The organism is Streptomyces sp. NPDC046215 (genome assembly GCF_040646215.1).
In the GTDB taxonomy this organism is placed as follows: domain Bacteria; phylum Actinomycetota; class Actinomycetes; order Streptomycetales; family Streptomycetaceae; genus Streptomyces; species Streptomyces stramineus.
This window is the reverse complement of sequence record NZ_JBEYZW010000114.1, coordinates 1-20,613: the sequence shown is the minus strand read 5'-3', so window position 1 is coordinate 20,613 and position 20,613 is coordinate 1. Positions and strand designations below refer to the sequence as shown.

Below are 20,613 nucleotides of genomic sequence, written 5' to 3'. Positions count from 1 at the left end.
GGCTGGTTGTGGCTGAGCTCAGCCACAACCAGCCCGTCCGGCGTTTGAGGACACCGCCGCGCAGCGGTGGTGCACACCCCACGGCCCAACCGCAGGCACGCCGGGATCCACATAGACTCCTCCAAATGCACGCCCCCCACTCCCCCCGCACCGGCGAGAGCCTGCGCGCCGCGCTCGCCGAGCTGCTCGACGGGCTGCCGCCGCGGCAGGCCACCCAGGCCGTCGACCGGCTGATCGCCAATTACCGGGGGCGCACCCCCACGCACACCCCCGTGCTGCGCGACCGCTCGGACGTCGTGGCCTACGCCGCCTACCGCATGCCCGCGACCTTCGAGGCCGTGCGCTCCGCGCTGGAGGCGTTCCGCGACCGGCTGCCGGAGTGGGAGCCCGCCTCGCACGTGGACGTCGGCGGCGGCACGGGCGCCGCGAGCTGGGCGGTCGCCGCGGCATGGCCGCAGGGGCGGCGCACGACCACGGTCCTGGACTGGGCCGAGCCGGCCCTCGCACTGGGCGCCGAGCTGGCCCGGGCCGCGGACTCCGAGGCGCTGCGCGCGGCGCAGTGGCGCCGCCAGACCATCGGCAGCGGCCTCACCGTCCCCGAGGACACCGACCTCGTCACCGTCTCGTACGTGCTCGGGGAGCTCACCGAGGCCGACCGGCTCGCGGTGACCGACGAGGCGGCCCGCACCGCCCGCACCGTCGTGATCATCGAGCCGGGCACCCCGGACGGCTACCTGCGCGTCATCGAGGCGCGCGACCGCCTGATCGCCGCCGGTTTCCGCGTCGTCGCCCCGTGCCCGCACAGCGCGGCCTGCCCGATCGAGGCGGGCAAGGACTGGTGCCACTTCTCGGCACGGGTCAGCCGCTCCTCGCTGCACCGCCAGGTCAAGGGCGGCTCGCTGCCGTACGAGGACGAGAAGTTCTCCTACGTGGCCGCGGTGCGCGAGGAGGACGTCCCGGCGGCGCCCTCCCGCGTCGTCCGCAGGCCCCAGATCCGCAAGGGCCAGGTCCTGCTGGACCTGTGCGTCCCCGAGGACGCCCTGACCCGCGAGACGGTGACCAAGCGCCACGGCGCCCTGTACAGGGCGGCCCGCGACACGGACTGGGGCGACACCTGGCCGCCCGAGGACTGACCGGCCGCCCGCGGGGGGACGGTCAGCGGCGCTGCCAGGGCCGGCACAGGCCCAGGAAGCAGCCGGCCGCGGCGAGCGCGCAGCCCAGCTGGACGACGGCCATCGGCACGGCCGTCGCCTCCCCCGCGATGCCGACCAGCGGCGAGGCCACCGCGCCCAGCAGGAACGTGGACGTGCCCAGCAGGGCGGACGCCGAGCCCGCGGCGTCGCGGGAGCGCATCAGCGCCTGCGCGTTGGTGTTCGGCATGGCCAGGCCCATCGCGGACATCATCACGAACAGCCCGGCGGCGACCGGCACCAGCCCGGGCTCGCCGAAGACCCCGGAGGTCATCAGCAGTAGGGCCACGGCGGCCAGCGTGATGACGACGAGGCCCACGCCGAGCGCCTTGTCGAGGCTGACGCGGCCGACCAGCAGCTTGCCGTTGATCTGCCCGACGAGGACGAGGCCGACGGAGTTGACGCCGAAGAGCAGGCTGAAGGTCTGCGGGGAGGCTCCGTAGATGTCCTGCACGACGAACGGCGACGCGGCGATGTAGGCGAAGAGCGCGGCGAAGGCGAAGCCGCCGGCGAGCATGTAGCCGGTGAAGACACGGTCGGCGAGCAGTGACCCCATCGTGCGCAGGGCGGCTTTGAGCCCGCCCGCGTGCCGGCGCTCCGGGGGCAGGGTCTCCTCCAGCGAACGCCAGGCGATGACGGTGAGGACGACGCCGATGACGGTGAGGACGACGAAGACGCCCCGCCAGTCGGTGACGCGCAGCACCTGCCCGCCGATGAGCGGGGCGACGACCGGGGCGACGCCGGAGACCAGCATGAGGGTGGAGAAGAAGCGGGCCATCGCGTCGCCGTCGTAGAGGTCGCGGACGACGGCCCGCGCGATGACGATGCCGGCGGCCCCGGCGAGGCCCTGCACGAGCCGGAAGGCGATCAGCAGCCCGGCGCTGGGCGCGAACGCGCAGACCGCGGTGGCGATCACGTAGATCACCATGCCGGCCAGGAGCGGACGGCGGCGCCCCCACTTGTCGCTCATGGGCCCGACGACGAGCTGTCCGAGCGCCATGCCCATGAGGCAGGCGGTGAGGGTGAGCTGGATCGTGGCGGCCGGGCTGTGCAGGGCGTCGGTGACCTCCGGCAGGGCCGGGAGGTACATGTCCATGGAGAGCGGGGCCAGGGCGGTGAGGCCGCCGAGGACGAGGGTGAGGAGCAGACCCGTGCGCGCGGGGGCGGGTATGGGGTGGTCGGTGGGAGCCGTGGGGCCGTCGAGATCTGGTGTGGCGGCCGTGCCGGGGCCGTGGCCGGGGTCCGTCATGCGTCGCTCTCCATATGGTTGTGGGATCAACCATATTGTCACGACCGTCAACGGGCCCCGACCCTTACATGGCCGCGCGCCGGGCGGGCGTTTTGCAGCCCGTCCGGCATGTGCGCCGCCGCAGGCGGCAACAACAACCCGGCCGGAGGCCCTACGCGGGGCGGAGCCCCGGAGCCCCGGCCTCCGAGACGAAGGAGGCGTCGGTGGTCACGGGGGCACCAGGGGTGATGACCCCGGGAAGCGTGCAGAAGTCGGCGCGGAGCCGCTCCTCGTCCAGGGAGACGATCACGTAGCCGCGGCGGCCGTTGTAGTACTTCATGTGCGGGTTCGCGGCGGTCATGGTGGACCAGTCCTCGGGCCGGTCCTCGCCGTCGAAGCCGCTGGAGACGGAGGTGCCGACGATCTCGACGCCCAGCGTCCGCGAGGCGGGGTTGTCGAAGTCCTTCTTGATGTCGAGGGCGTAGTGGACGTGGTCGTCGCCGGTGAGGACGACGAAGTTCTCGATGCCGGCCTGCTCGACGCCGGCCAGGACGCGCTGCCGGGAGGCGGGGTAGCCGTCCCAGGAGTCCATGGAGAGCTTGGAGCGGGCGGCCGTCGTCTCCTTGCGCCGGGCGAAGCAGACCTGCTGGGGCACGAGGTTCCAGGTGGCGGTGGAGTTCCGGAAGCCGTCGAGGAGCCAGCGCTCCTGCTCGGCCCCGGTGAGGGTGCGGGCGGGGTTCTCCGACTCGGGCCCCGGGTACCGCCAGCCGTCGCCGTACGCCTGGTCGGAGCGGTACTGCCGGGTGTCCAGGAGGTCGAACTGCGCCAACTGCCCGTACTGGAACCGGCGGTAGAGCCGCATGTCGGGCCCGTTGGGCCGCTGGGGCCGGCGCAGGGGCATGTTCTCCCAGTACGCGCGGTAGGCGGCGGCGCGGCGGGCGCGGAAGACGTCGGCGGGGAGGTTGTCCTGGGATATGTCGCCCGCGTAGTTGTTCTCGACCTCGTGGTCGTCCCAGGTGACGTACCAGGGGTGGGCGGCGTGCGCGGCCTGGAGGTCGGGGTCGGTCTTGTAGAGGGCGTACCGCTGCCGGAAGTCGTCCAGGTTGACCGTCCAGTGGTTGTAGAAGTCGGGCAGGGCCCGATCGGCCGGGTAACGCCGGGCGCCCGCCTGGGCGTTGATGGCGTTCTCGTAGATGTAGTCGCCGACGAAGAACACGGCGTCGAGGTCCTCGTCCGCGAGGTGGCGCAGGGCCGTGTAGTAGCCCTCGTCGTACTGCTGACAGGAGATCAGCCCGAGCCGCGCCTCGCCGACGAGCGCGTCGGCCGCCGGGGCGGTGCGGGTGCGGCCCACGGGGCTGGTCCACCGGCCGGCGTGGAACCGGTACCAGTAGACGTGGTCCGCCTCCAGGCCGCGCAGGTCCAGGTGCACGGTGTGGTTGTCCTGGGCGGGGGCGCACACGGTGCCGCTCTGCTCGACGCGCCGGAAGTGCTCGTCGGCGGAGAGCTCCCACCGCACGGGGACATTCCCCTGCGTGGGCAGCCCGTTGCCGGGTTCGTGGGGGTGGGGGGCGAGCCTGGTCCACAGCACGACGGAGTCCGGCAGCGGGTCACCGGAGGCCACGCCGAGCGTGAAGGGGTTCTCGGTGAGGGTCGGGGGGGTCATGCCCTCAATGTGCGCGCGGAGGGGGCTGCTGTGAAGGGCTCGCGCTGCGGTGGTGCGAGCGGCGCCGGGGGGCGCGAGCGATGGCGCAATGCCTGCCGGGCGGAAGGGGAATTCCCTCGCACCGGCCGGAATATCGAACGACCGCACGAAAAGAGACGCGACTGAGACATTTGTTGCCCACTCAACCACGACATCTCGCCGATATGCCCCCGGCCTTCACCGCGTCAATGCCCAGGTTGCCGCAAAGCCTTACCGACCGTGTTCGGGTTCGCTACGCTGAAGAAGCCCAAACAGGCGGCCGTAAAGGCCATCCTCGGGGGAGAGTCGATTGGACGTACTCTTTGTAGCGCCGAGCCTCGCTATTGCGGTGGTCATTCTGCAGGGGTGGCTCAAATTCGTATCGCGCGAGCCACCGAACGGAAAGAAGCACGGCTTGAAAATGGAGGATTCGGTCTGGTGGATCGACTGGATCGTCACCGCCTCCATCGCCCTGGTGGTCCTGGTACTGGCAGCCAGCCACGACGGCAGGGCCACGGCCACGCTGCAGGTGGGGCTGGGGTTCGGGGTGCTTTTCCTGGGCTACAGCGTCATTCCGTTCTTCGTCAGACAGATCTGCTACAACGGAAACGGAAAGATTAAAAGCTGGAAACATATCGCCGTGTTGAACTTCGTCGGCATGGGTATCCTGCTTTCATCTGCGGCCGTGGGGGCGAATGTCAATGGGCTATGACGACCAGGCAGACACGGGGCCGCCCGCGGCGGCGAGCACACGGGAGCGCAAAAAGGATATCGGCGCGATGGCGGGGGCGGGAGCGACCGGTATTGCGTGCGGCGTGTCGGTAGTGAGCTCCCTGGGCCTGGCCTCGGGCGGTTTCACCATCGCCATAGGGCTCGCCCTCTCGGCGGCCGCGACGGCGGTGGCCAAGTGGCGCAACCAGAACCGCTGACCTGCGGTCAGCGGGGGGGGGAGCTTGCGCGCCTCCGAGCAGGCGGGCGGGGCTCCGCGTCGGCCTGCGCCCGGCAACGCGCGCCAATCCGCGGGTACCGTTCAGGAACGGATATGTTCCAGAACGGAGTTGGTCTTCCATGCAGTGGAGCAGCTACACCACGGGCGAGCGCATCAAGATCCTTCTGAAGATCGCGGACGCCCTCGGTGTGGCTCGCATGGCGGCGAACACCGGGCATATGGGATTCCGTTCGGCCCGGCGACCGCCGGCACGCAGGCGCCTCGAACACGACGGGACCCGGGACCTCTGGAGCGAGCGGGAACCGCTCCTCTTTCACTGGGCGCTCAGCGGACGCCCTGCCCCGAGCAGTACGGTCTGACGGCCGACGCCGACGGCTCACACACACTGCGGCTGGCCGATCGCGAAGGGCCATCGTTCTCCCTCGCGGTTTGAAGACCCCCCGGCCGACCCCGCCCGTGCGCTTCCACCGAGGCGGACGGGTGGGGCTTTCCAGCTTCGCGCGCAGCGATTTCACGTCGCCTGCCGGGGACGGCCCGGACGGTCACGGCCCGCAAGAGGCCACCGGAGAGGAGCGTCCGGCCCTATCGGGCCTTAACGGCCTTGAACTCGGCATACTGGCGGCCGTCATTGACGTACCGCGACTTCGCATACAGCTGCTTGTCGCTGTCGATCGATCCCGACGCGGCGAGGTAGAGGTACTCCCCGTCCCACCGCGTCTTCAGCAGGAACGCGTCCCCCTTGGTCTCGACGACCCAGGGGTTTCGCCGGCAGTTCGCGTCCGAGGTCAGGACGATGCGGCCGTAGTAGTGGCACAAGGTGTTCTCGTTGCCCGGGCGGTTCATCCTGATGACGTAGCCGTTGTCGTACGGGCCGCTGCCCGTCTTCTTCTCGAAGGTCAGGGACCGCCCGTACTGCCCGGCCCGGTCCGTGAACCGCGCCTGGTCCCCGTAGTCGCCCCGGGCGCCGGACGTGAGCCCGCGGTCGAGCGTGGTGGCGACCAGGTAGGAGGGCACCCCGGGCTCCACGGGGTCTGCCGGTGCCGCCGCCCCGGCCGTCGCGGTCGGGGCGAACAAGGCCACCAGGGTCAGGCAACCTGCGACGACGGATCTCCGGCCGGCCGAACGACGGCCCCGCACAGCGTTCTCCATGAGCTTCCCTCCCGTTCGAAGCCGCACTGATCATGCGGCGCAGAACAGACTCCCGGCCCCGGCCGACGGCCACCAGCCATTTTTCGGCCCGGGAACCGGCCGCGACGGTTCCGGCCGCCTCTGTGCCCGAGCGACCCATTTCCGAAGATCAAGACGTAGTCACATGCGGATTTCGATACGCTTCCGGGCCGTGATCAGGAAGAAGGGTGAGGACCTCACCCTCGACGCCATGGCTTCGGCGCGTGCGCCAATCCTCAACGAAGCCGCCAAAACGGAACAGGACAAGGGGCGGGCCACGTGAGCAGCCACTCCGCCGCACGACGCCCCGCCGATGTTCCCCCATGCCCGAGCGCAACCCGAAGGCTCTCCGGGAAGCGATCGCCGCTGCCGAGCTAACGGGCTGTCCCCACCTCGCCTGTGAGGGAGAGTGGCGACACGCCGATTCTCCTGTCCGACGCCCAGTCAGCCAGCCTGCACGCACATCGGCATTGGTCCAGCGGGCGGAACTCAAGGCTTGCCTCAAGTGCCGCCCGCCGGCTGAGAATCTCTGATGCGCGCGGACGGTGCCGTCAGAGTCTCGGGATGAGAACGTCCAGTAGCTTGCGCGCAACGCGCGCCTGTTCGGGGTCATGACGCCGAATCCGGAAATGGACGTTAACCTGGGCCCCGTCCGCACCGTGGCAGTCCCACACGTAGACCCAGTGGTCTCCTGCGGGCTTCAAGGTGATGCTGTCTTTGCAGAGCCTCTGAAGAGTGCCCGGGCCGTCAGCGTCATTGAGATCTGCTGTCAGGGTCCAGCCCTTGTCCGCTGTATCACCGCGGAAGTTCAGACGGTGCCCGACCTTGCCCCAGTCGCCGTTCATGGGGAGGTCAGCGACCTGTTTGCCCTGGCTTAGTCCGACCAGGGGTTCGCAGGCATCGACAGGGCGACGGCGCGGGGCGCGAAAGTAGGTGTTGTTGGACTGACCGCCCTGATTGATGGTGAAGCTACCGAACAGCTCCACGCATCGGTCATTCGGGTCAACGGTTCCCTGGGGGTCGACGATGTATGCGTCTGTGATCTGCAGGGAATAATTGCCTGGTCTGTAGTCGGACACTGGCGCCGCATGGGCGGTTGCCGGGAAACTCAGGGCCATGGCCACGAGGGCAGACGCTGATGCCGTCAACCGACGAAAGGACGGAATCACAACGGTAGTTGTATCGCATCGACCGTATACACAGGGGGCGCAGTCGGATTGTTCATCCATCAGGATGAACAGGCCACATCGCGTCCCCTCCTGGCTCAACAGGGCCGAGCGGCCGCGGCGGTGAGCGGCCGGGGGTCAGCTCTTGGGAGCCGCCGGAGTGGCGGGGTCGCCGCATAGGTGGCGAACGCCTTCCGGTCACCGACCGAGCGGCTGCCCCTCCGGTACGCCCGACGGATGCCCAGGGCCGGCGAGTTGCCCCGACGGGTGGCACGGCCCGACGAATCAGTGGCGGCATCAGGCGCCGAGCGCCCCCTGGTAGTGGGCAATGGCGGGCACGCCGGCCGGAGGGTTTCCTGCCCGGGCGGCGCCCGCTCCAGTTCGATCCGGACTCGCCGGCGGGCACCCTCAGCGGTGAGGAGTGCCATCAGACACCTTGCGGGGCGTCTCGCGGTGGTCGTCAGTCATGGACTTGATGTGATCCACCTGTGGAGCGACGCAACGCCGCAGATGCGGCCCACCGGGTCTCGGGTCAGGACCCGGATCTGCATCACCGACCAGTTCCCGGGTCGGCGGGCGGCGCGGTTGCCGGCGTACCAAGGCCGAGACGTCACCTCTCCCGTGAGACGATCACCCAGCTCGCGGCCTGGCTCGGCCACAGCGACCCGGCGTTCACGCTCCGGACCTACGTGCACTTCACGTCGAAGTCCGGAGCCCGGGGAATGGCCGCACTCGGCTCGCTGCCGGCGTTCGCCGTCCGCGCGGCGGTCCGGACGCAGGCCGGGGGGCGAGCACTCCGGCGGATTCTCCCCAGATTCTCCCCAGCACCCAGAAAGAAGCCCCGCCGGAGCCTGTTTTCGCAGGTCAGGCGGGGTGAGGGGCGGACGAGTCGGCCTGTACGCCGGGTTCTGTCTCCCGGGGGCCTCGCGGCCCTCGGGGAGGCGGCCATCCATCTAGACCTGCCGTTGCCGACAGGTTCGTGCGGTCTACCCGCGGACTCGGGCTGGCAGCCCTCAAGCGTCCGCGCAGGGCCGTCCTGGGACGGCCCCATCTTGACCTTGCTCCGGGTGGGGTTTACCTAGCCGGCCGAGTCACCTCGGTCGCTGGTGGTCTCTTACACCACCGTTTCACCCTTACCTGGGACCTCACGGCCCCAGGCGGTCTGTTTTCTGTGGCACTGTCCCGCGGGTCACCCCGGGTGGGCGTTACCCACCACCCTGCCGTGTGGAGCCCGGACGTTCCTCGGGGGATCCGAAGATCCCACGCGGCCGCCCGGCCGGCTCGTCCGCCGTGTCGACCATGCTACCTGGCGGGCGGGGCGGCTCACGCGGGGGCGAACCACACCTTGTCCCGGCCCGGGTCCGCTTCGATCACCCGGACCCGCATCCGGTGGCCGAGCGCGAGCGGCGGTCCGTCGCCGTCTCCCTCGACGTGGCCGACGACGGCCGGCTCGTACAGGTGGACCGTGCCGGCCGTCGGGCGATTATCGGCGACGTCCACGACGTAGGCGTCGAAGACGTCGCCGATCCGGTCGCGGAGCACGGCGGCCTCGACGAGGTCCACGCACTCGCGCTCCACCTGCGCCGCCCGCCGGGCGCCGGCCGCCATCTCGCCCGGCAGGGCGTCGAGGGCGACTCGGACCCACTCCGGGGGCTCGGTGCCCGCGGCCGCGGCGACGCACAGCTCGCCCGCGTAGCGGTCCACGAGGCGGCGCAGCGGGGCGGTGCAGTGGGCGTAGGGGGCGGCGAGCGCCGCGTGGGCGAGGGCGCCGGGGTCGGCGGGGACGGGCCGCTCGGTGGGGCGCTCGCGGTCGAAGACCGTGTAGCCGGCGCCGCGCAGGAGGGCCGTGCACTCCTGGAGGAAGGCCGCGTGCTGGGTGTGGGTGGGGTCGAGGGCGCGGACGACGACGGCGTAGGGCATGCCCTCGGGCCAGTTGACGCCGAGGGCGCGGGCGACGCGGCGCAGCCGGGCGACGGCGTTCTCGGGGGCGGGCGGGAGGGTGCGCAGGACGCCGGTTCCGGTGCGCAGCATCAGTTCGGCCGCGGCGATGCCCGTCATCAGGGATATCTGCGCGTTCCAGCCCTCGACGGGCAGGGGGGCGCGGTATTCGAGCGCGTAGTGGTTGCCTCGGTGCACGATCTCCTGCTCGGGGACGTTGAGCGAGATGCCGCCGCGGGTGCGTTCCAGCTCCTCCCGGCGCAGGCCGATCTCGCGGAGCAGGGACAGCGGCTCCTCGGCGGTGCCGGAGTCCACGGCGCCCTGGACGCTCTCGTAGTCGAGCCGGGCGCGGCTGCGGACGAGGGCGCGGCGCACGTCGGTCCGCTCGACCCGGCCGTCGGTGTCGAGGTCGAATTCCCACAGGAGGGCGGGCCGGGTGTGGTCGGGCAGGAGGCTCGCGGCGCCCTCGGAGAGGACGCCGGGGTGCAGGGGCACCCGGCCGTCGGGGTAGTAGAGGGTCATGACGCGGCGGTGCGCCTCGGCGTCGAGGGCGCGGCCGGGGGTGACGAAGGCGGTGACGTCGGCTATCGCGTAGTGGACGCGGAAGCCGCCGGTGCCGCGGCGGGTGAGGAACATCGCCTGGTCGAGGTCCGTCGAGTCGGGCGGGTCGATGGTGAACAGCGGCACGTCGGTGGCGTCGCGGGCGGGCAGGCGGGGGCGGCGGGCGGCCTCCTCGGCCTCGGCGAGCACGTCGTCGGGAAACGTCTCGGGGGCGCCCGACCGCGCGCGCAGCTCGCGCAGCGCGTTCCACAGCGGGGCGCCGTCCCGGTCGGTCACACGCATCTGACGGCGGGGCATGACATCGAGCGTATGTGCGGTGGAGGCGGGCGGCACGGCGAGCGCGGCGGGCGGAGTTAGGCTGCCTCGGGGGCGCGATCCGCCGCGTGTCCCGGAAGCTGTCGAAGGAGAACGACCGTGCTCGTGCTGTTGCCGCCGTCCGAGGGGAAGGCCGCCGCCGTCGGGGGCGGCGCCGGGGCCTCGCTGGAGGTCGGCGGGCTGTCGCTGCCGGGGCTGACCGCGGCGCGCGAGGCCGTGCTGGCGGAGCTGGTGGAGCTGTGCGCGGGCGACGAGGAGAAGGCCGCGGAGGTGCTGGGCCTGTCCCCGGGGCTGCGTGGCGAGGTCGCGAAGAACGCGGCGCTGCGGACGGCCGGGACCCGGCCCGCCGGGGAGGTCTACACGGGCGTGCTCTACGACGCGCTGGGGCTGGCGTCCCTGGACGCGGCGGCACGCCGGCGGGCGGAGGAGTCGCTGCTGGTCTTCTCCGGGCTGTGGGGCGCGGTGCGGGTGGGCGACGCGATCCCGTCCTACCGCTGCTCGATGGGGGTGCGGCTGCCGGGCCTGGGCGCGCTGGGGGCGTACTGGCGCGGGGCCATGGCGGCCCACCTGCCGGAGGCGGCGGGCGAGGGGATGGTGCTCGACCTGCGGTCGGCGGCGTACGCCACGGCGTGGAAGCCCACGGGTGGCCTGGCGGAGCGCACGGCGAGCGTGCGGGTGCTGCAGTCGAAGGTCGTGGACGGGGTCGAGAAGCGGTCGGTCGTGAGCCACTTCAACAAGGCGACGAAGGGCCGGCTGGTGCGGGACCTGCTGACGTCGGGCGCCCGGCCGGGGAGCCCGGCGGAGCTGGCGGAGGCGCTGCGGGACCTTGGGTACGCGGTGGAGGGTTCGGCGCCGGCGAAGAGCGGGAAGCCGTGGGCGCTGGACGTGGTGGTGACCGAGCTTTAGCCTTCGCCGGCGGGCGGGCTGATTCGGCTGAGCTCAGCCATGGTCAGCCCCCAGGGTGCTCGGCCTCCGATTGCACAGAGTGCAACGCTCGTTGCGGCAGTCGTCACCCGGCAGCAGGATGAGCGGCGTGACCCGTCCCGTCGCCGCCGCGCCCGCCTCCGTCCTCGACCTCGCGCCCGTCCTGCCCGTCGTCACCGTGACCGACGCGGCCGACGCGGTGCCGCTCGCCCGGGCGCTCGTCGCGGGCGGGCTGCCGGCGATCGAGGTGACCCTGCGCACGGACGCCGCCCTGGAGGCGATCCGCGCCATCGCGGCGCGGGTGCCGGAGGCGGTGGTGGGCGCGGGGACGGTGCTGGCGCCCGGGCAGGTGGACGCGGCGGTCGCGGCGGGGGCGCGGTTCCTGGTGAGCCCGGGCCGGACGGACCGGCTGCTGGAGTCGATGCGCGCGTCCGGGGTGCCGTTCCTGCCGGGCGTCTCGACGGCGTCGGAGGTCATGGCGCTGCTGGAGCGGGGGGTGCGCGAGATGAAGTTCTTCCCGGCGGAGGCCGCGGGCGGCGTCGCGTACCTGAGGTCGCTGTCCGCGCCGCTGCCGGCGGCGCGCTTCTGCCCGACGGGCGGCATCGGCCCGGGCTCCGCGCCCGCGTACCTGGCGCTGCCGAACGTGGGGTGCGTGGGCGGTACGTGGATGCTGCCCGCGGCGGCGGTGGCGGGCCGGGACTGGGCGCGGGTGACACGGCTCGCCCGGGAGGCGGCGGCGTTACGGGGTCGTCCGTAAGGGTCAATCCCGTGGCGCGCCACTTTGCGCCACCGTACCCGGCCGGACCAGCGAAGGGCCCCGCGCCGGGGCCCGGCCCGGGGCGGGCCGCCCGCGCGGGGGCGGCGTCCCGGCGGCGTAGCCTGCTGCCCGCCATGAACGATTTCGTTGACGAAGCACGCTCGCGAGTCGCACACCTGCTCCGGATGGCCAACACCACGGACGCCCGGGTCAGGGCACGGATCATCGAGTACGCGGACACCACCCCGGAGCCGCCGGTCATGAGCCGCGCGGGAATCGTCACGACCGGTTGCCCGCGGTGCCTGAGAACCGCGTGGCGGCAGCAGGACGCCGAGGGGCCCGTGTGGGTCTGCGCGTCCTGCGGCCATGTGGAAGGAGTGACCGTGAAGTGTCCGCACTGCGAGGTGGCCATGACCCCGCCTCCGCTGGGCGCCCCGGACCGCTGGCAGTGCCCGTCCTGCCCCCGGGTCGCGGCGACGGGCGAGAGCCCCCAGGACATCGAGGACCGCGAACGGGCCCGCCTGGCGGCTCTGGCGGCCCTGGACGAGGCGATCGCGCTACGGGGCGAGGGGTAGGCGGCGGGGGCGTCGAGCCCGCGTGCCGGGTCAGTAGGCGGTGACGCTCACGATGACCAGCTTGAGGAGCCGAGGGGCGACGAGGTACTCGAACATGCCGCCCTTGACATAGGCGACCTGCGTCTCGGAACCCCCTTCGTACCGCTGCCCTGTGATGTGCAGGGTCTCCGCGGCCCGGAGTAATTCCTCGGCCCTCTCCTTGATCTGCCCCGCCAGCTCCGGTCCCAGGTCGAGCTCGGTCTCCGGCCACCAGTACTCCCAGGCCCAGCCGTCGCTCACCCATCGACCGCCCGCATGGCAGCGGCCTTGATCCCGGCCACCTCGCGGGCCGCGGTGCGCAGAGTCTCCTCGTCCGACGCCGTCCGGGCCAGGTGCTCCGCTCGCCGCAGCCGGCGGGTGGTGGCCGGGTGACGCTCGATCTCCACGGTCACGGCCCAGCGCAGCAGGAACCCGTTGACCGGACCGACCGACTGCGTCTCCGCCGCCAGGGCGAACACCTCGTCCCGCTCGGCATCCATGAGGGGGAGCAGCGACGGGGCCACGCGCACGAGGGCGCCCCTGAGGCCGGCCAGGGTTCTCTCGGGACGCTCGATGATCGGTTCGTCACCGTGTTCCCAGGGGTGCGCGCTCATAGGGGCTCCTTGTGACCGGCGCCTGCTGTGTGGGTACACGGTAGCCACCTGCATCGCGTGAACGCAGTCGTGTGCTCGTCAGTACTGCGCACGGGTGCCGTTTCCCCGGACGCACCGGAAGCCCCCGCCTCTCGGGAGAGGCGGGGGCTTCCGGCGGGGCGTCACCGCAGGTGCGACGTGTCGTTCAGGAGGCGCAGGGACGCGTTGCCGTCCGTGTAGTAGGCCACCGCCGAGAGGGAGGCCGCCGAGAGTTCCATGCGGAACAGCGACTCCGGCGGGGCGCCCAGGGCCAGGCGGACGAGGGTCTTGACCGGGGTCACGTGGGTGACCAGGAGGACCGTCTTCCCCGCGTACCGGGCGAGGAGCCTGTCGCGGGTGACCGCCGTGCGGCGGGCGACCGCCGCGAAGCTCTCGCCGCCGCCGGTCGGCGCCGCCTTGGAGGAGGCCAGCCAGGCGTCGAGGTCCTCGGGGTGGCGCTCCTTGACCTCGGCGAAGGTCAGCCCCTCCCAGGCGCCGAAGTGCGCTTCGCGCAGGCCCTCCTCCGTGCGGACCTCCAGGCCGAGGCGGGCGGCCACGGCCGCCGCGGTCTCCTGGCAGCGGCGCAGCGGCGAGGACACGATCGCCTGGACGGTGCCGCGCGCGGCCAGGGCCGCCGCGGTCGCCTCGGCCTGCCGGCGGCCCGCCGGGGAGAGCTCCGGGTCGGCGCCACCGCTGCCGGAGAATCGCTTCTGCGGGGTCAGGGCCGTCTCGCCGTGGCGCAGCAGGACGAAGGTCGTGGGCGCCCCGAGGTCGGCGGGGGCCGCCCAGCCGACGGGCGCCGCCTTCGGCTCGGGCGGTGTCGGCTCCCCCGCCGTGGCGAGGGCCCGGGCGGGGCGTTCCCGCAGGGCCGCGGCGGACGCTCCCGGCTCCCACTGCCTGCCGAGCCGGCCCGCGTCCATGGCCTCGTTGGCCAGGCGGTCGGCGTGCTTGTTCTGCTCGCGGGGGATCCACTGGTAGGTGACCCGCCCGGGCGGGAGGACCGCCCGGGCCTCGGCGGCCAGCGGCTTCATGTCCGGATGCTTGATCTTCCAGCGGCCGGACATCTGCTCGACCACCAGCTTGGAGTCCATCCGGACCTCGACGGTGGCCTCGGGGTCGAGGGCCTTCGCCGCCCGCAGGCCCGCGACGAGGCCCTTGTACTCGGCGACGTTGTTGGTGGCCGTGCCGATGTACTCGGCGGCCTCCGCGAGGGCCTCGCCGGTCTCCGGGTCCAGGACCACCGCACCGTAGCCGGCGGGCCCCGGGTTGCCCCGGGAGCCGCCGTCGGCTTCGACGACGAAGCGGTGTGCCACGGGGCTTACAGGCCGGACTCGCGCGTGCGGACGAGGATCCGGCTGCAGTTCTCGCAGCGGACGACCTCGTCGGGGGCGGCGGAGCGCACCTCGTTGAGGCCGGTGATGTCGAGCTCCAGGCGGCAGCCCTCGCAGCGGCGCTGGTTCAGGCGGGCGGCGCCGACGCCGCCCTCCTTGGTGCGGATCTTGTCGTACAGCTTGATCAGGTCGGCCGGGATGGAGCCGGCGACGATCCCGCGCTCCTTGGTGACCGAGGCGACCTCGGCGTCGATCTCGGCGAAGGCGGCGTCCCGGCGGGCGACGGCGTCGTCGACCTTGGCCTGGACGGAGGAGACCCGGCCGGTCAGCTCGGTGGCGCGCTCCTGCGCGGACTCACGGCGCTCCATGACCTCCAGGACGACGTCCTCCAGGTCGCCCTGGCGCTTGGCGAGCGAGACGACCTCGCGCTGGAGGTTCTCCAGGTCCTTGGCGGACACGCCGACGCCGGTGTCCAGGCGCTGCTGGTCGCGGGCGGCGCGCTGGCGCACCTGGTCCACGTCCTGCTCGGCCTTGGCCTGCTCGCGGGCGGTGTCGCTCTCCTCGGTCTGCGCGGCGACGAGCAGGTCGCGGTGCTGAATGAGGTCGGCCTCCAGGGAGGCGATCTCGGCGTGCTCGGGGAGGGTCTTGCGCTTGTGCGCGAGCTGTCCGAGGCGGGTGTCCAGGGCCTGGAGATCGAGGAGACGGATCTGGTCGGCGGGCGCGGCGTTCAGTGGAAGCTCCTGATTAGTTGGTGGTCGAGGACGATGCCGCGTGGGCGGTCCAGGGGTCGGTGACCGTACGGGAGACGTGGGTGCGCAGGCCCCAGCCGTGGCGGTCGGAGATCTCGTCGAGCTGGGCTGCCGCCTGCTCTGTCCAGGGCCATTCGGTGGCCCAGTGCGCGGCGTCGACGAGGGCGAGCGGGCTGTGCTGCTGCGCCTCGGACGCGGGGTGGTGGCGCAGGTCGGCGGTGACGTAGGCGTCCACGCCGGCGGCGCGCACCGCGTCGAAGAGGGAGTCGCCGGAGCCCCCGCAGACGGCGACGGTGCGGATCATCGCCCCGGGGTCTCCCGCGACGCGGATGCCCTGCGCGGTGGCGGGCAGCCGTGCGGCCGCGCGGCGGGCGAAGTCGGCGAGGGTCTCGGGGGGCTCGACGGCGCAGATCCGGCCGAGGCCGCGGCGGCCCGCGGGGTCGTCCGGGTCGGGCACCAGGGGGCCGGTGACGTGCAGGTCGAGGGCGCCGGCGAGGGCGTCGGAGACCCCGGGGTCGGCGCGGTCGGCGTTGGTGTGCGCGACGTGCAGGGCGATGTCGTGCTTGATGAGGCCGTGCACGACCTTGCCCTTGAAGGTGGAGGCCGCCACCGTCGTCGTGCCCCGCAGGTAGAGCGGGTGGTGGGTGATCAGCAGGTCGGCGCCGAGCTCGACGGCTTCGTCGGCGACCTCCTGCACGGGGTCGACGGCGAACAGGACCCGGCGCACGGGGGCGCCGGGGTCGCCGCAGACCGTACCGACGGCATCCCACTGCTCGGCCCGCTCCGGGGGCCAGAGGGCGTCGAGGGCGGCGATGACTTCAGACAGGACGGGCACGGGGGAAAGGCTACCTGTCCCCCGTGCTCCGGCGGCCATCGCTTGCCGCCGCGAGGGCGGCGCCGGACGTTCCGGCGGTCACTTCACGAGGAAGCGGTCACTGCGCGCGGTCACCGGCGCGGTCACTTCCCGCGCTCACTTCACGAGGAAGCCGCGGAGGTCGTCGAGGACGCTGTTCGCCGCGGTGACACCGAGGCCCAGGTACCAGGTCTCGTCCTTGACGTCCACGGCGTGGCCGTCCTGGACCGCCTTGAGGTTCTTCCACAGGGGGTTGTCCCGGGCGGAGTCCCGCTTGGTCTTGTCCGGGTCGCCGTAGACGCCGGTGAAGATCCAGTCGGCGTCAGCCTTGTCGATGTTCTCCGGGCTGATCTCCACGGCGAGCTTGTCGACGGCCTGGTTCGCCGGGCGGGGCAGACCGGCGTCCTTGAGGATGGTGCCGATGAACGACTGGTGAGCGTACAGGCGCGTGAACTGCGGCATGTAGCGGAGCATCGTGATCGTCGGCTTCTTCTCGCCGAGGTCCTCGCCGAGCTTGCGGGCCTTGGCCTGGTAGGCGTCGAGGTTCTTCTTCGCCTCGGCGGTCTTGTCCAGGGCGGCCGCGTTGAGGAGGTAGTTCTCCTTCCACGTGAAGCCGGGGCGGACGGAGAACACGGTCGGGGCGATCTTCGCGAGGTCCTGGTAGCTCTTCTCCGCGCGCAGCTTGCTGCCGAGGATCAGGTCGGGGCGGAGCTCGTTGATCGCTTCGAGGTTGAGGCTGTTGATCGTGCCGACGTTCTTGGGGCTGCCGGCTTCCTTCTTCAGGTAGTCGGGGAGCTCCTGGCTGCCCTCGGTGGGGGCGTAGCCGACGGGCTGCAGGCCGAGGGAGACGACGTTGTCGAGCTCGCCGACGTCGAGGACGACGACCCGCTCGGGCCGCTTCTTGATCTCCGTCTTGCCGAGCGCGTGGGTGACGGTGCGCGGGAACTGCCCGGGGGCCGCGTCGGTGCCCATCTTCGCCGTCTGCTCGCCGGCCTTGCCGAAGTCCTTGCCACCCTGTGCGACGGCCTTCGAGCCGTTGCCGCCGTCCTTGCCGGCCGCGCCGTCGTCCGCTGAACCGCAGGCCGCGAGGGCGAGGGCGGCGGCTACGGAGAGGGCGACGGCGGCGGTGCCGCGGCGGCGTGGGGACATCACAGGCTCCTGGGGGGGACGAGCTCGGCGGACGGCTGGTGGGGGGACCTGGGCCGGGTGGGCGCCACAACAGCCCCACCAGCCACTTAGGTTCGCCTTACCTTAACTCGGGTGGACCACCGCGAAGCATGCGGTCCTCCCATCGCTCAGGCGAATCGGACATTGGCCACCCTTACGCGTGAAGCAGCCCCGCTCTCATTGTTCGGTAGGTAGTGCGATAACTACGTTCAGTGTCGGAGGTGACGTTTCTCATGACGGTCTGTGCCCCCCAGAGCACTCCACAGAGCACCCCACGCAGTGCGTCGATGGACATGAGACGCGCGGCATTCACGGTGACAGCGGACGGTTCGTACGCCGCTCGGCTGGCACTGGACGGTGCGACGGGCGGCTGGTTCCCGGAGCGCTGGACCCTCGACGGCCCCGAGCCGTACGCGGTGCCGCTGCCCGGCAGCCAGCCCGAGGAACCCGACAGCGAAGTGCTCCCGCTCTCCGACGGCCGGGTCCTCATCCGGCGCCGGGTGGCCGAACGGCACACGCTCTCGCTCCTCTACCCCACCGGGCCCGGCACCGGCGAGCTGCCGGTCGGCTCGATCGAGTGCCCCCGGCTGACCCTGCTGCCGCCCGCGCCGAACGGCGCGGTCGCGTACGGCCTGGTGCACGGCGAGCGGTCCACCACCCTGTGGCTCGTGGTCGGCGCGCCCTTCGGGCCCCAGCGGATCGTGGAGGTGCCGGGCCACTGTTCGGGCGGCGCCTGGCTCGACCGCTCGGGCCGGCTGCTGGCCCTGGACCGCGAGCTGGAGGGCCGGACGAAGACGGTGGTCGTCGATCTGGGCCGCGGCGGCGAGACGAGCCCGCTGCTCCAGATCACGGAGGAGAGCAACGACCGGCTGCTCCTGGCCGACCCGGACAGCGGGCTGCTGCTCGTCCGGTCCGACGCCCCCGGCCACGAGCGGCTGGGCTGGGGCGTGCTCGGCTCGGCCCGGCCGGTGCGGTTCCCCGAGTGCCTGCGCCTGCCGAACGCCCTGCTGACCCCGTTCGCCGCGCAGCCGGGGCAGGAGCTGGCGCCCGAAGGGTGCGCGGTGGCCCTGCGGATCGAGGGGCCGACGGGCAGCTGGGTCGGGGTGTGGCGGCCCGCGACCCGGCAGTTGCAGCAGTTCCCCGCCCCCGCCGGATGGCTGGTGGGCACCGGCCTGTGGACCCCCGGGGGCGAGCTGCGGCTGCCGTATGTGACGCCGTACGTGCGCTGCGGGCTGGCGCGGCTGCGCCTGCCGCGCCCCGCCGCGCCGGAGCCGTCCCGCGAGAGCGGTCGCGCGGCACCGGGCGGGGGCCCGACGGACGCGCCGCCGGCGCAGCCGCGGGAACCGACGCCGGGTGGCCTGGCGGCCGGCCAGGCATCGGGGCCCGCGCCCGAGGGCGCGGGGGGCCTGGCGGCCGGCCGGGCGGCGGAGTACCTCAGCCGTCCGGCGGAATACCCGCAGCGGGAAGGGCAGGGGCGGACAGCCGGTCAGACAGCAGAGCAGGGGCCGACGCCCGGCAGCGCGGACGGCCGGACGGACGGCCGGACGGCGGAGTACCTCAGCCGGACGACGGAGTACCCGCAGCGGGAAGCGCAGGGGCGGACGCCCAGTCAGACGGCAGAGCAGGAGCCGGTGCCCGGCGGCGCGGACAGCCGGACGGACGGCCGGACGGCGGAGTACCCGCAGGGACAGAACCCTCGTCCGGCATCAGGGCAGGAGCAGGCGCCCGGCCACGCGGACGACCGGATCGCCGACCGGTCGGTGCAGTACCCGCGGGAGCAGACGCCCGGTCAGGCGGCAGGGGCCGCGCGCGAACAGCCCACCGGCCGGGCTCCGGGGTACGTGCCCGGGCCGACGCTTCGTCAGGCACCAGGGGCCGGGCCGGGTCAGGCGCCCCGTCCCTCCCAAGGGCACTTGACCGGTCCGGCGCCGGGCCAGATCTCCGGGCGCACCGCCGCACCACCGGCTGAGCCGGTCTCCGTACGGGTCTGCGCGCCGGTCGGGGGAACGGAAGCGGCGGGTGCGCCGCCCCGGGAGCCCCTCCGGGACGCCGCTGCCGACCCCCAGGGGCAAGGCCCCGCCCCGGAGCACACCGCTCCCCCGGCCGCCGTTCCGCCGCAAGGGCTCGTCACACCCCCGGAGGTAGTGCCACCCCCGGAGCGGGACGTTCCGCAGGGCCCCGTCCCGCCGCACGGGCTCATCACCCCGCCGTTCCCGGCAGCCGCGCCCGGCGACGCCGCCCCCGTGGACCCGGCGTCGCACCTCAGTCCCCTCCCCCCACAAGGGCCCACCACCGTGCCGAGCCAGGGGTGCGGCCCGGCCGAATCCCACGAGGTCGCCGCCCCGCCCCGCCCGGCGCCGCCCGCCCCGGTCCGGGAATGCGCCGCGCCCCCCGGCTCACGGCCCCCGCACAGCCTCGCCGCCCCGCCGACCCCGGCGCCACCACCGGGGCCCGACACCTCGGAGGGCGGCCCGCACGGGCTCCTCGGTTCGCCCGGGGCCGTGCCGCCGCGGGGGCGGGACGTCTCACCGGACGCCGCCCCTCCCCCGAACCCCCCGGACCCCGTCCCCCCGCAAGAAGCCACCGCGCCGCCGGCTCCCCAAGGCGACACCGCCCCGCAGGGCCCCGGGGAGCCGCCCCCGCGGGACCTGTTCACCGCCGGGGTGTGGACCGCGGTGCCGCCCCGCGAGCACCCCGGGCGCCCGGCGCCGATGATGCCGGGCGCGTGGTCGGCGTCGCCCTGGGGTGTGCCGGGGGGGCCGCCGCAGGGTCCGGAGCCGGGTTCCGGGACGTCGCGTCCGGTGCCGCTGCAGCAGTCGCCGCTCGGCCGGAGTGCCCAGCCCTGAGGGGGGCGACTCGCCGCCGCGCCGGGTGGCTGGGCGATCAAGGTCCCGTTAGAATCCGGCGGGGGTTGCGCAGCTGTACCGACCGGGCGCCGACGGTGACCGGGACGGTCGTGCGCGGGAAGCGTGTTGACGCCCGTCGACGCCGTGCGCCACTGCAACGGCCCCCGACGCGCAGAGCCCGCCATCCCATCCGACGGAGTGACTTTTCCATGCCCGACGCCCGAACCGACACGACCGAGGCGCGCCCCCTTGAGGCGTCCGCCCGGGCCGCAGCCGCCGGCTCCGGCAGGCACCGCGGCCCGGCTTCACCGGAAGACACCAGTACGCCCGCTCATGGCAAGCACCGCCGATTGGCGGACGGCCACTAGGGCCGTCCCGGCGGGTCTTCGACTACGGCCCGTCGGTACCGCGTTGCCGCCTGCGGCGCGTCCGTAGTTGCCGCCTGCGGCGGCGAGCCTTGCGCCTGCGGCGGGGTCGTTGTTCTGCCGCCTGCGGCGGCGAGCGCCCTGCGGGCGCGTCCTCAAGCGCCGGACGGGCTGACATCGGCTGAGCCCAGCCAAATCCAG

At 73.0% G+C, this 20,613-nt stretch carries 17 protein-coding genes and 1 other RNA gene; 6 read left to right on the top strand and 12 right to left on the bottom strand.

Annotation, left to right across the window (positions count from 1 at the left end; all coding sequences use genetic code 11):
• Positions 1-125: 125 nt before the first annotated feature.
• Positions 126-1,133 (top strand): small ribosomal subunit Rsm22 family protein, encoded by a 1,008-nt coding sequence (locus ABZ951_RS30820; RefSeq protein WP_344095876.1) that lies wholly within the window; start codon positions 126-128, stop codon positions 1,131-1,133.
• Positions 1,134-1,155: 22 nt separating this feature from the next.
• On the opposite strand, the gene ABZ951_RS30815 is transcribed toward ABZ951_RS30820, so the two are convergent.
• Together ABZ951_RS30815 and ABZ951_RS30810 are read right to left on the bottom strand one after the other, a co-directional pair.
• The gene (locus ABZ951_RS30815; RefSeq protein WP_344095874.1) at positions 1,156-2,439 is read right to left on the bottom strand and encodes a multidrug effflux MFS transporter; all 1,284 of its coding nucleotides are present in this window, start codon (positions 2,437-2,439) and stop codon (positions 1,156-1,158) included.
• Positions 2,440-2,590: 151 nt separating this feature from the next.
• Entirely contained in the window at positions 2,591-4,081 is a 1,491-nt protein-coding gene (locus ABZ951_RS30810) for an alkaline phosphatase D family protein (protein ID WP_344095872.1), read from the bottom strand.
• Between the two features lie 328 nt (positions 4,082-4,409).
• On the opposite strand from ABZ951_RS30810, the gene ABZ951_RS30805 reads away from it, so the two are divergent.
• On the top strand, positions 4,410-4,811 hold the full coding sequence (locus tag ABZ951_RS30805; protein ID WP_344095870.1) for a hypothetical protein: 402 nt from the start codon (positions 4,410-4,412) through the stop codon (positions 4,809-4,811).
• Positions 4,812-5,630: 819 nt separating this feature from the next.
• On the opposite strand, the gene ABZ951_RS30800 is transcribed toward ABZ951_RS30805, so the two are convergent.
• The 4 genes from ABZ951_RS30800 to ABZ951_RS30785 all read right to left on the bottom strand — a co-directional run bounded on the left by ABZ951_RS30800 (position 5,631) and on the right by ABZ951_RS30785 (position 10,177).
• Positions 5,631-6,197 carry a hypothetical protein gene (locus tag ABZ951_RS30800; RefSeq protein ID WP_344095868.1) on the bottom strand — a complete coding sequence of 189 codons (567 nt, stop codon included), beginning with the start codon at positions 6,195-6,197 and terminating at the stop codon, positions 5,631-5,633.
• 569 nt (positions 6,198-6,766) lie between these two features.
• Entirely contained in the window at positions 6,767-7,339 is a 573-nt protein-coding gene (locus ABZ951_RS30795) for a hypothetical protein (RefSeq protein WP_344095866.1), read from the bottom strand.
• 923 nt (positions 7,340-8,262) lie between these two features.
• Positions 8,263-8,665, bottom strand: an RNA gene (gene rnpB / locus ABZ951_RS30790) — RNase P RNA component class A.
• 39 nt (positions 8,666-8,704) lie between these two features.
• On the bottom strand, positions 8,705-10,177 hold the full coding sequence (locus ABZ951_RS30785; RefSeq protein WP_344095864.1) for an RNB domain-containing ribonuclease: 1,473 nt from the start codon (positions 10,175-10,177) through the stop codon (positions 8,705-8,707).
• 117 nt (positions 10,178-10,294) lie between these two features.
• Between ABZ951_RS30785 and yaaA the strand changes: the two genes are divergently transcribed.
• The 3 genes from yaaA to ABZ951_RS30770 all read left to right on the top strand — a co-directional run bounded on the left by yaaA (position 10,295) and on the right by ABZ951_RS30770 (position 12,451).
• Positions 10,295-11,101: a peroxide stress protein YaaA gene (yaaA, locus tag ABZ951_RS30780; RefSeq protein WP_344095862.1), complete on the top strand. Its 807-nt coding sequence runs from the start codon at positions 10,295-10,297 to the stop codon at positions 11,099-11,101.
• Positions 11,102-11,219: 118 nt separating this feature from the next.
• A complete protein-coding gene (gene eda / locus ABZ951_RS30775; RefSeq protein ID WP_344095860.1) occupies positions 11,220-11,876 on the top strand; it encodes a bifunctional 4-hydroxy-2-oxoglutarate aldolase/2-dehydro-3-deoxy-phosphogluconate aldolase in 657 nt (218 codons plus the stop codon).
• 134 nt (positions 11,877-12,010) lie between these two features.
• Positions 12,011-12,451 (top strand): hypothetical protein, encoded by a 441-nt coding sequence (locus ABZ951_RS30770; protein ID WP_344095858.1) that lies wholly within the window; start codon positions 12,011-12,013, stop codon positions 12,449-12,451.
• A 30-nt stretch (positions 12,452-12,481) separates the two neighbouring features.
• Here ABZ951_RS30770 and ABZ951_RS30765 read toward each other — a convergent pair whose 3' ends face one another.
• The 6 genes from ABZ951_RS30765 to ABZ951_RS30740 all read right to left on the bottom strand — a co-directional run bounded on the left by ABZ951_RS30765 (position 12,482) and on the right by ABZ951_RS30740 (position 17,183).
• Positions 12,482-12,730 (bottom strand): hypothetical protein, encoded by a 249-nt coding sequence (locus tag ABZ951_RS30765; protein WP_344095856.1) that lies wholly within the window; start codon positions 12,728-12,730, stop codon positions 12,482-12,484.
• Positions 12,727-13,083, bottom strand: coding sequence for a hypothetical protein (locus ABZ951_RS30760; protein ID WP_344095854.1), 357 nt, complete (start codon positions 13,081-13,083; stop codon positions 12,727-12,729). Before ABZ951_RS30760 ends, ABZ951_RS30765 begins: the two co-directional genes overlap by 4 nt.
• Before the next feature lie 161 nt (positions 13,084-13,244).
• Positions 13,245-14,414 carry a bifunctional RNase H/acid phosphatase gene (locus tag ABZ951_RS30755; RefSeq protein WP_344095852.1) on the bottom strand — a complete coding sequence of 390 codons (1,170 nt, stop codon included), beginning with the start codon at positions 14,412-14,414 and terminating at the stop codon, positions 13,245-13,247.
• Between the two features lie 5 nt (positions 14,415-14,419).
• Positions 14,420-15,163, bottom strand: a complete 744-nt coding sequence (locus ABZ951_RS30750; RefSeq protein WP_344095890.1) for a C4-type zinc ribbon domain-containing protein — start codon at positions 15,161-15,163, stop codon at positions 14,420-14,422.
• A 13-nt stretch (positions 15,164-15,176) separates the two neighbouring features.
• The gene (locus ABZ951_RS30745; protein ID WP_344095850.1) at positions 15,177-16,016 is read right to left on the bottom strand and encodes a Nif3-like dinuclear metal center hexameric protein; all 840 of its coding nucleotides are present in this window, start codon (positions 16,014-16,016) and stop codon (positions 15,177-15,179) included.
• 135 nt (positions 16,017-16,151) lie between these two features.
• The gene (locus ABZ951_RS30740; RefSeq protein ID WP_344095848.1) at positions 16,152-17,183 is read right to left on the bottom strand and encodes an iron-siderophore ABC transporter substrate-binding protein; all 1,032 of its coding nucleotides are present in this window, start codon (positions 17,181-17,183) and stop codon (positions 16,152-16,154) included.
• A gap of 305 nt (positions 17,184-17,488) precedes the next feature.
• On the opposite strand from ABZ951_RS30740, the gene ABZ951_RS30735 reads away from it, so the two are divergent.
• Positions 17,489-20,047: a hypothetical protein gene (locus tag ABZ951_RS30735; protein ID WP_361281307.1), complete on the top strand. Its 2,559-nt coding sequence runs from the start codon at positions 17,489-17,491 to the stop codon at positions 20,045-20,047.
• Positions 20,048-20,613: the final 566 nt, after the last annotated feature.

Excerpts from the sequence above, each read along its gene's own strand:
- ABZ951_RS30760 (WP_344095854.1), bottom strand. The coding sequence starts at position 13,083 with ATGAGCGCGCACCCCTGGGAACACGGTGACGAACCGATCATCGAGCGT.
- ABZ951_RS30785 (WP_344095864.1), bottom strand. The coding sequence starts at position 10,177 with ATGCCCCGCCGTCAGATGCGTGTGACCGACCGGGACGGCGCCCCGCTG.
- eda (WP_344095860.1), top strand. The coding sequence starts at position 11,220 with ATGAGCGGCGTGACCCGTCCCGTCGCCGCCGCGCCCGCCTCCGTCCTC.
- ABZ951_RS30820 (WP_344095876.1), top strand. The coding sequence starts at position 126 with ATGCACGCCCCCCACTCCCCCCGCACCGGCGAGAGCCTGCGCGCCGCG.
- ABZ951_RS30735 (WP_361281307.1), top strand. The coding sequence starts at position 17,489 with ATGGACATGAGACGCGCGGCATTCACGGTGACAGCGGACGGTTCGTAC.
- ABZ951_RS30770 (WP_344095858.1), top strand. The coding sequence starts at position 12,011 with ATGAACGATTTCGTTGACGAAGCACGCTCGCGAGTCGCACACCTGCTC.
- ABZ951_RS30800 (WP_344095868.1), bottom strand. The coding sequence starts at position 6,197 with ATGGAGAACGCTGTGCGGGGCCGTCGTTCGGCCGGCCGGAGATCCGTC.
- ABZ951_RS30815 (WP_344095874.1), bottom strand. The coding sequence starts at position 2,439 with ATGACGGACCCCGGCCACGGCCCCGGCACGGCCGCCACACCAGATCTC.
- ABZ951_RS30810 (WP_344095872.1), bottom strand. The coding sequence starts at position 4,081 with ATGACCCCCCCGACCCTCACCGAGAACCCCTTCACGCTCGGCGTGGCC.
- ABZ951_RS30740 (WP_344095848.1), bottom strand. The coding sequence starts at position 17,183 with ATGTCCCCACGCCGCCGCGGCACCGCCGCCGTCGCCCTCTCCGTAGCC.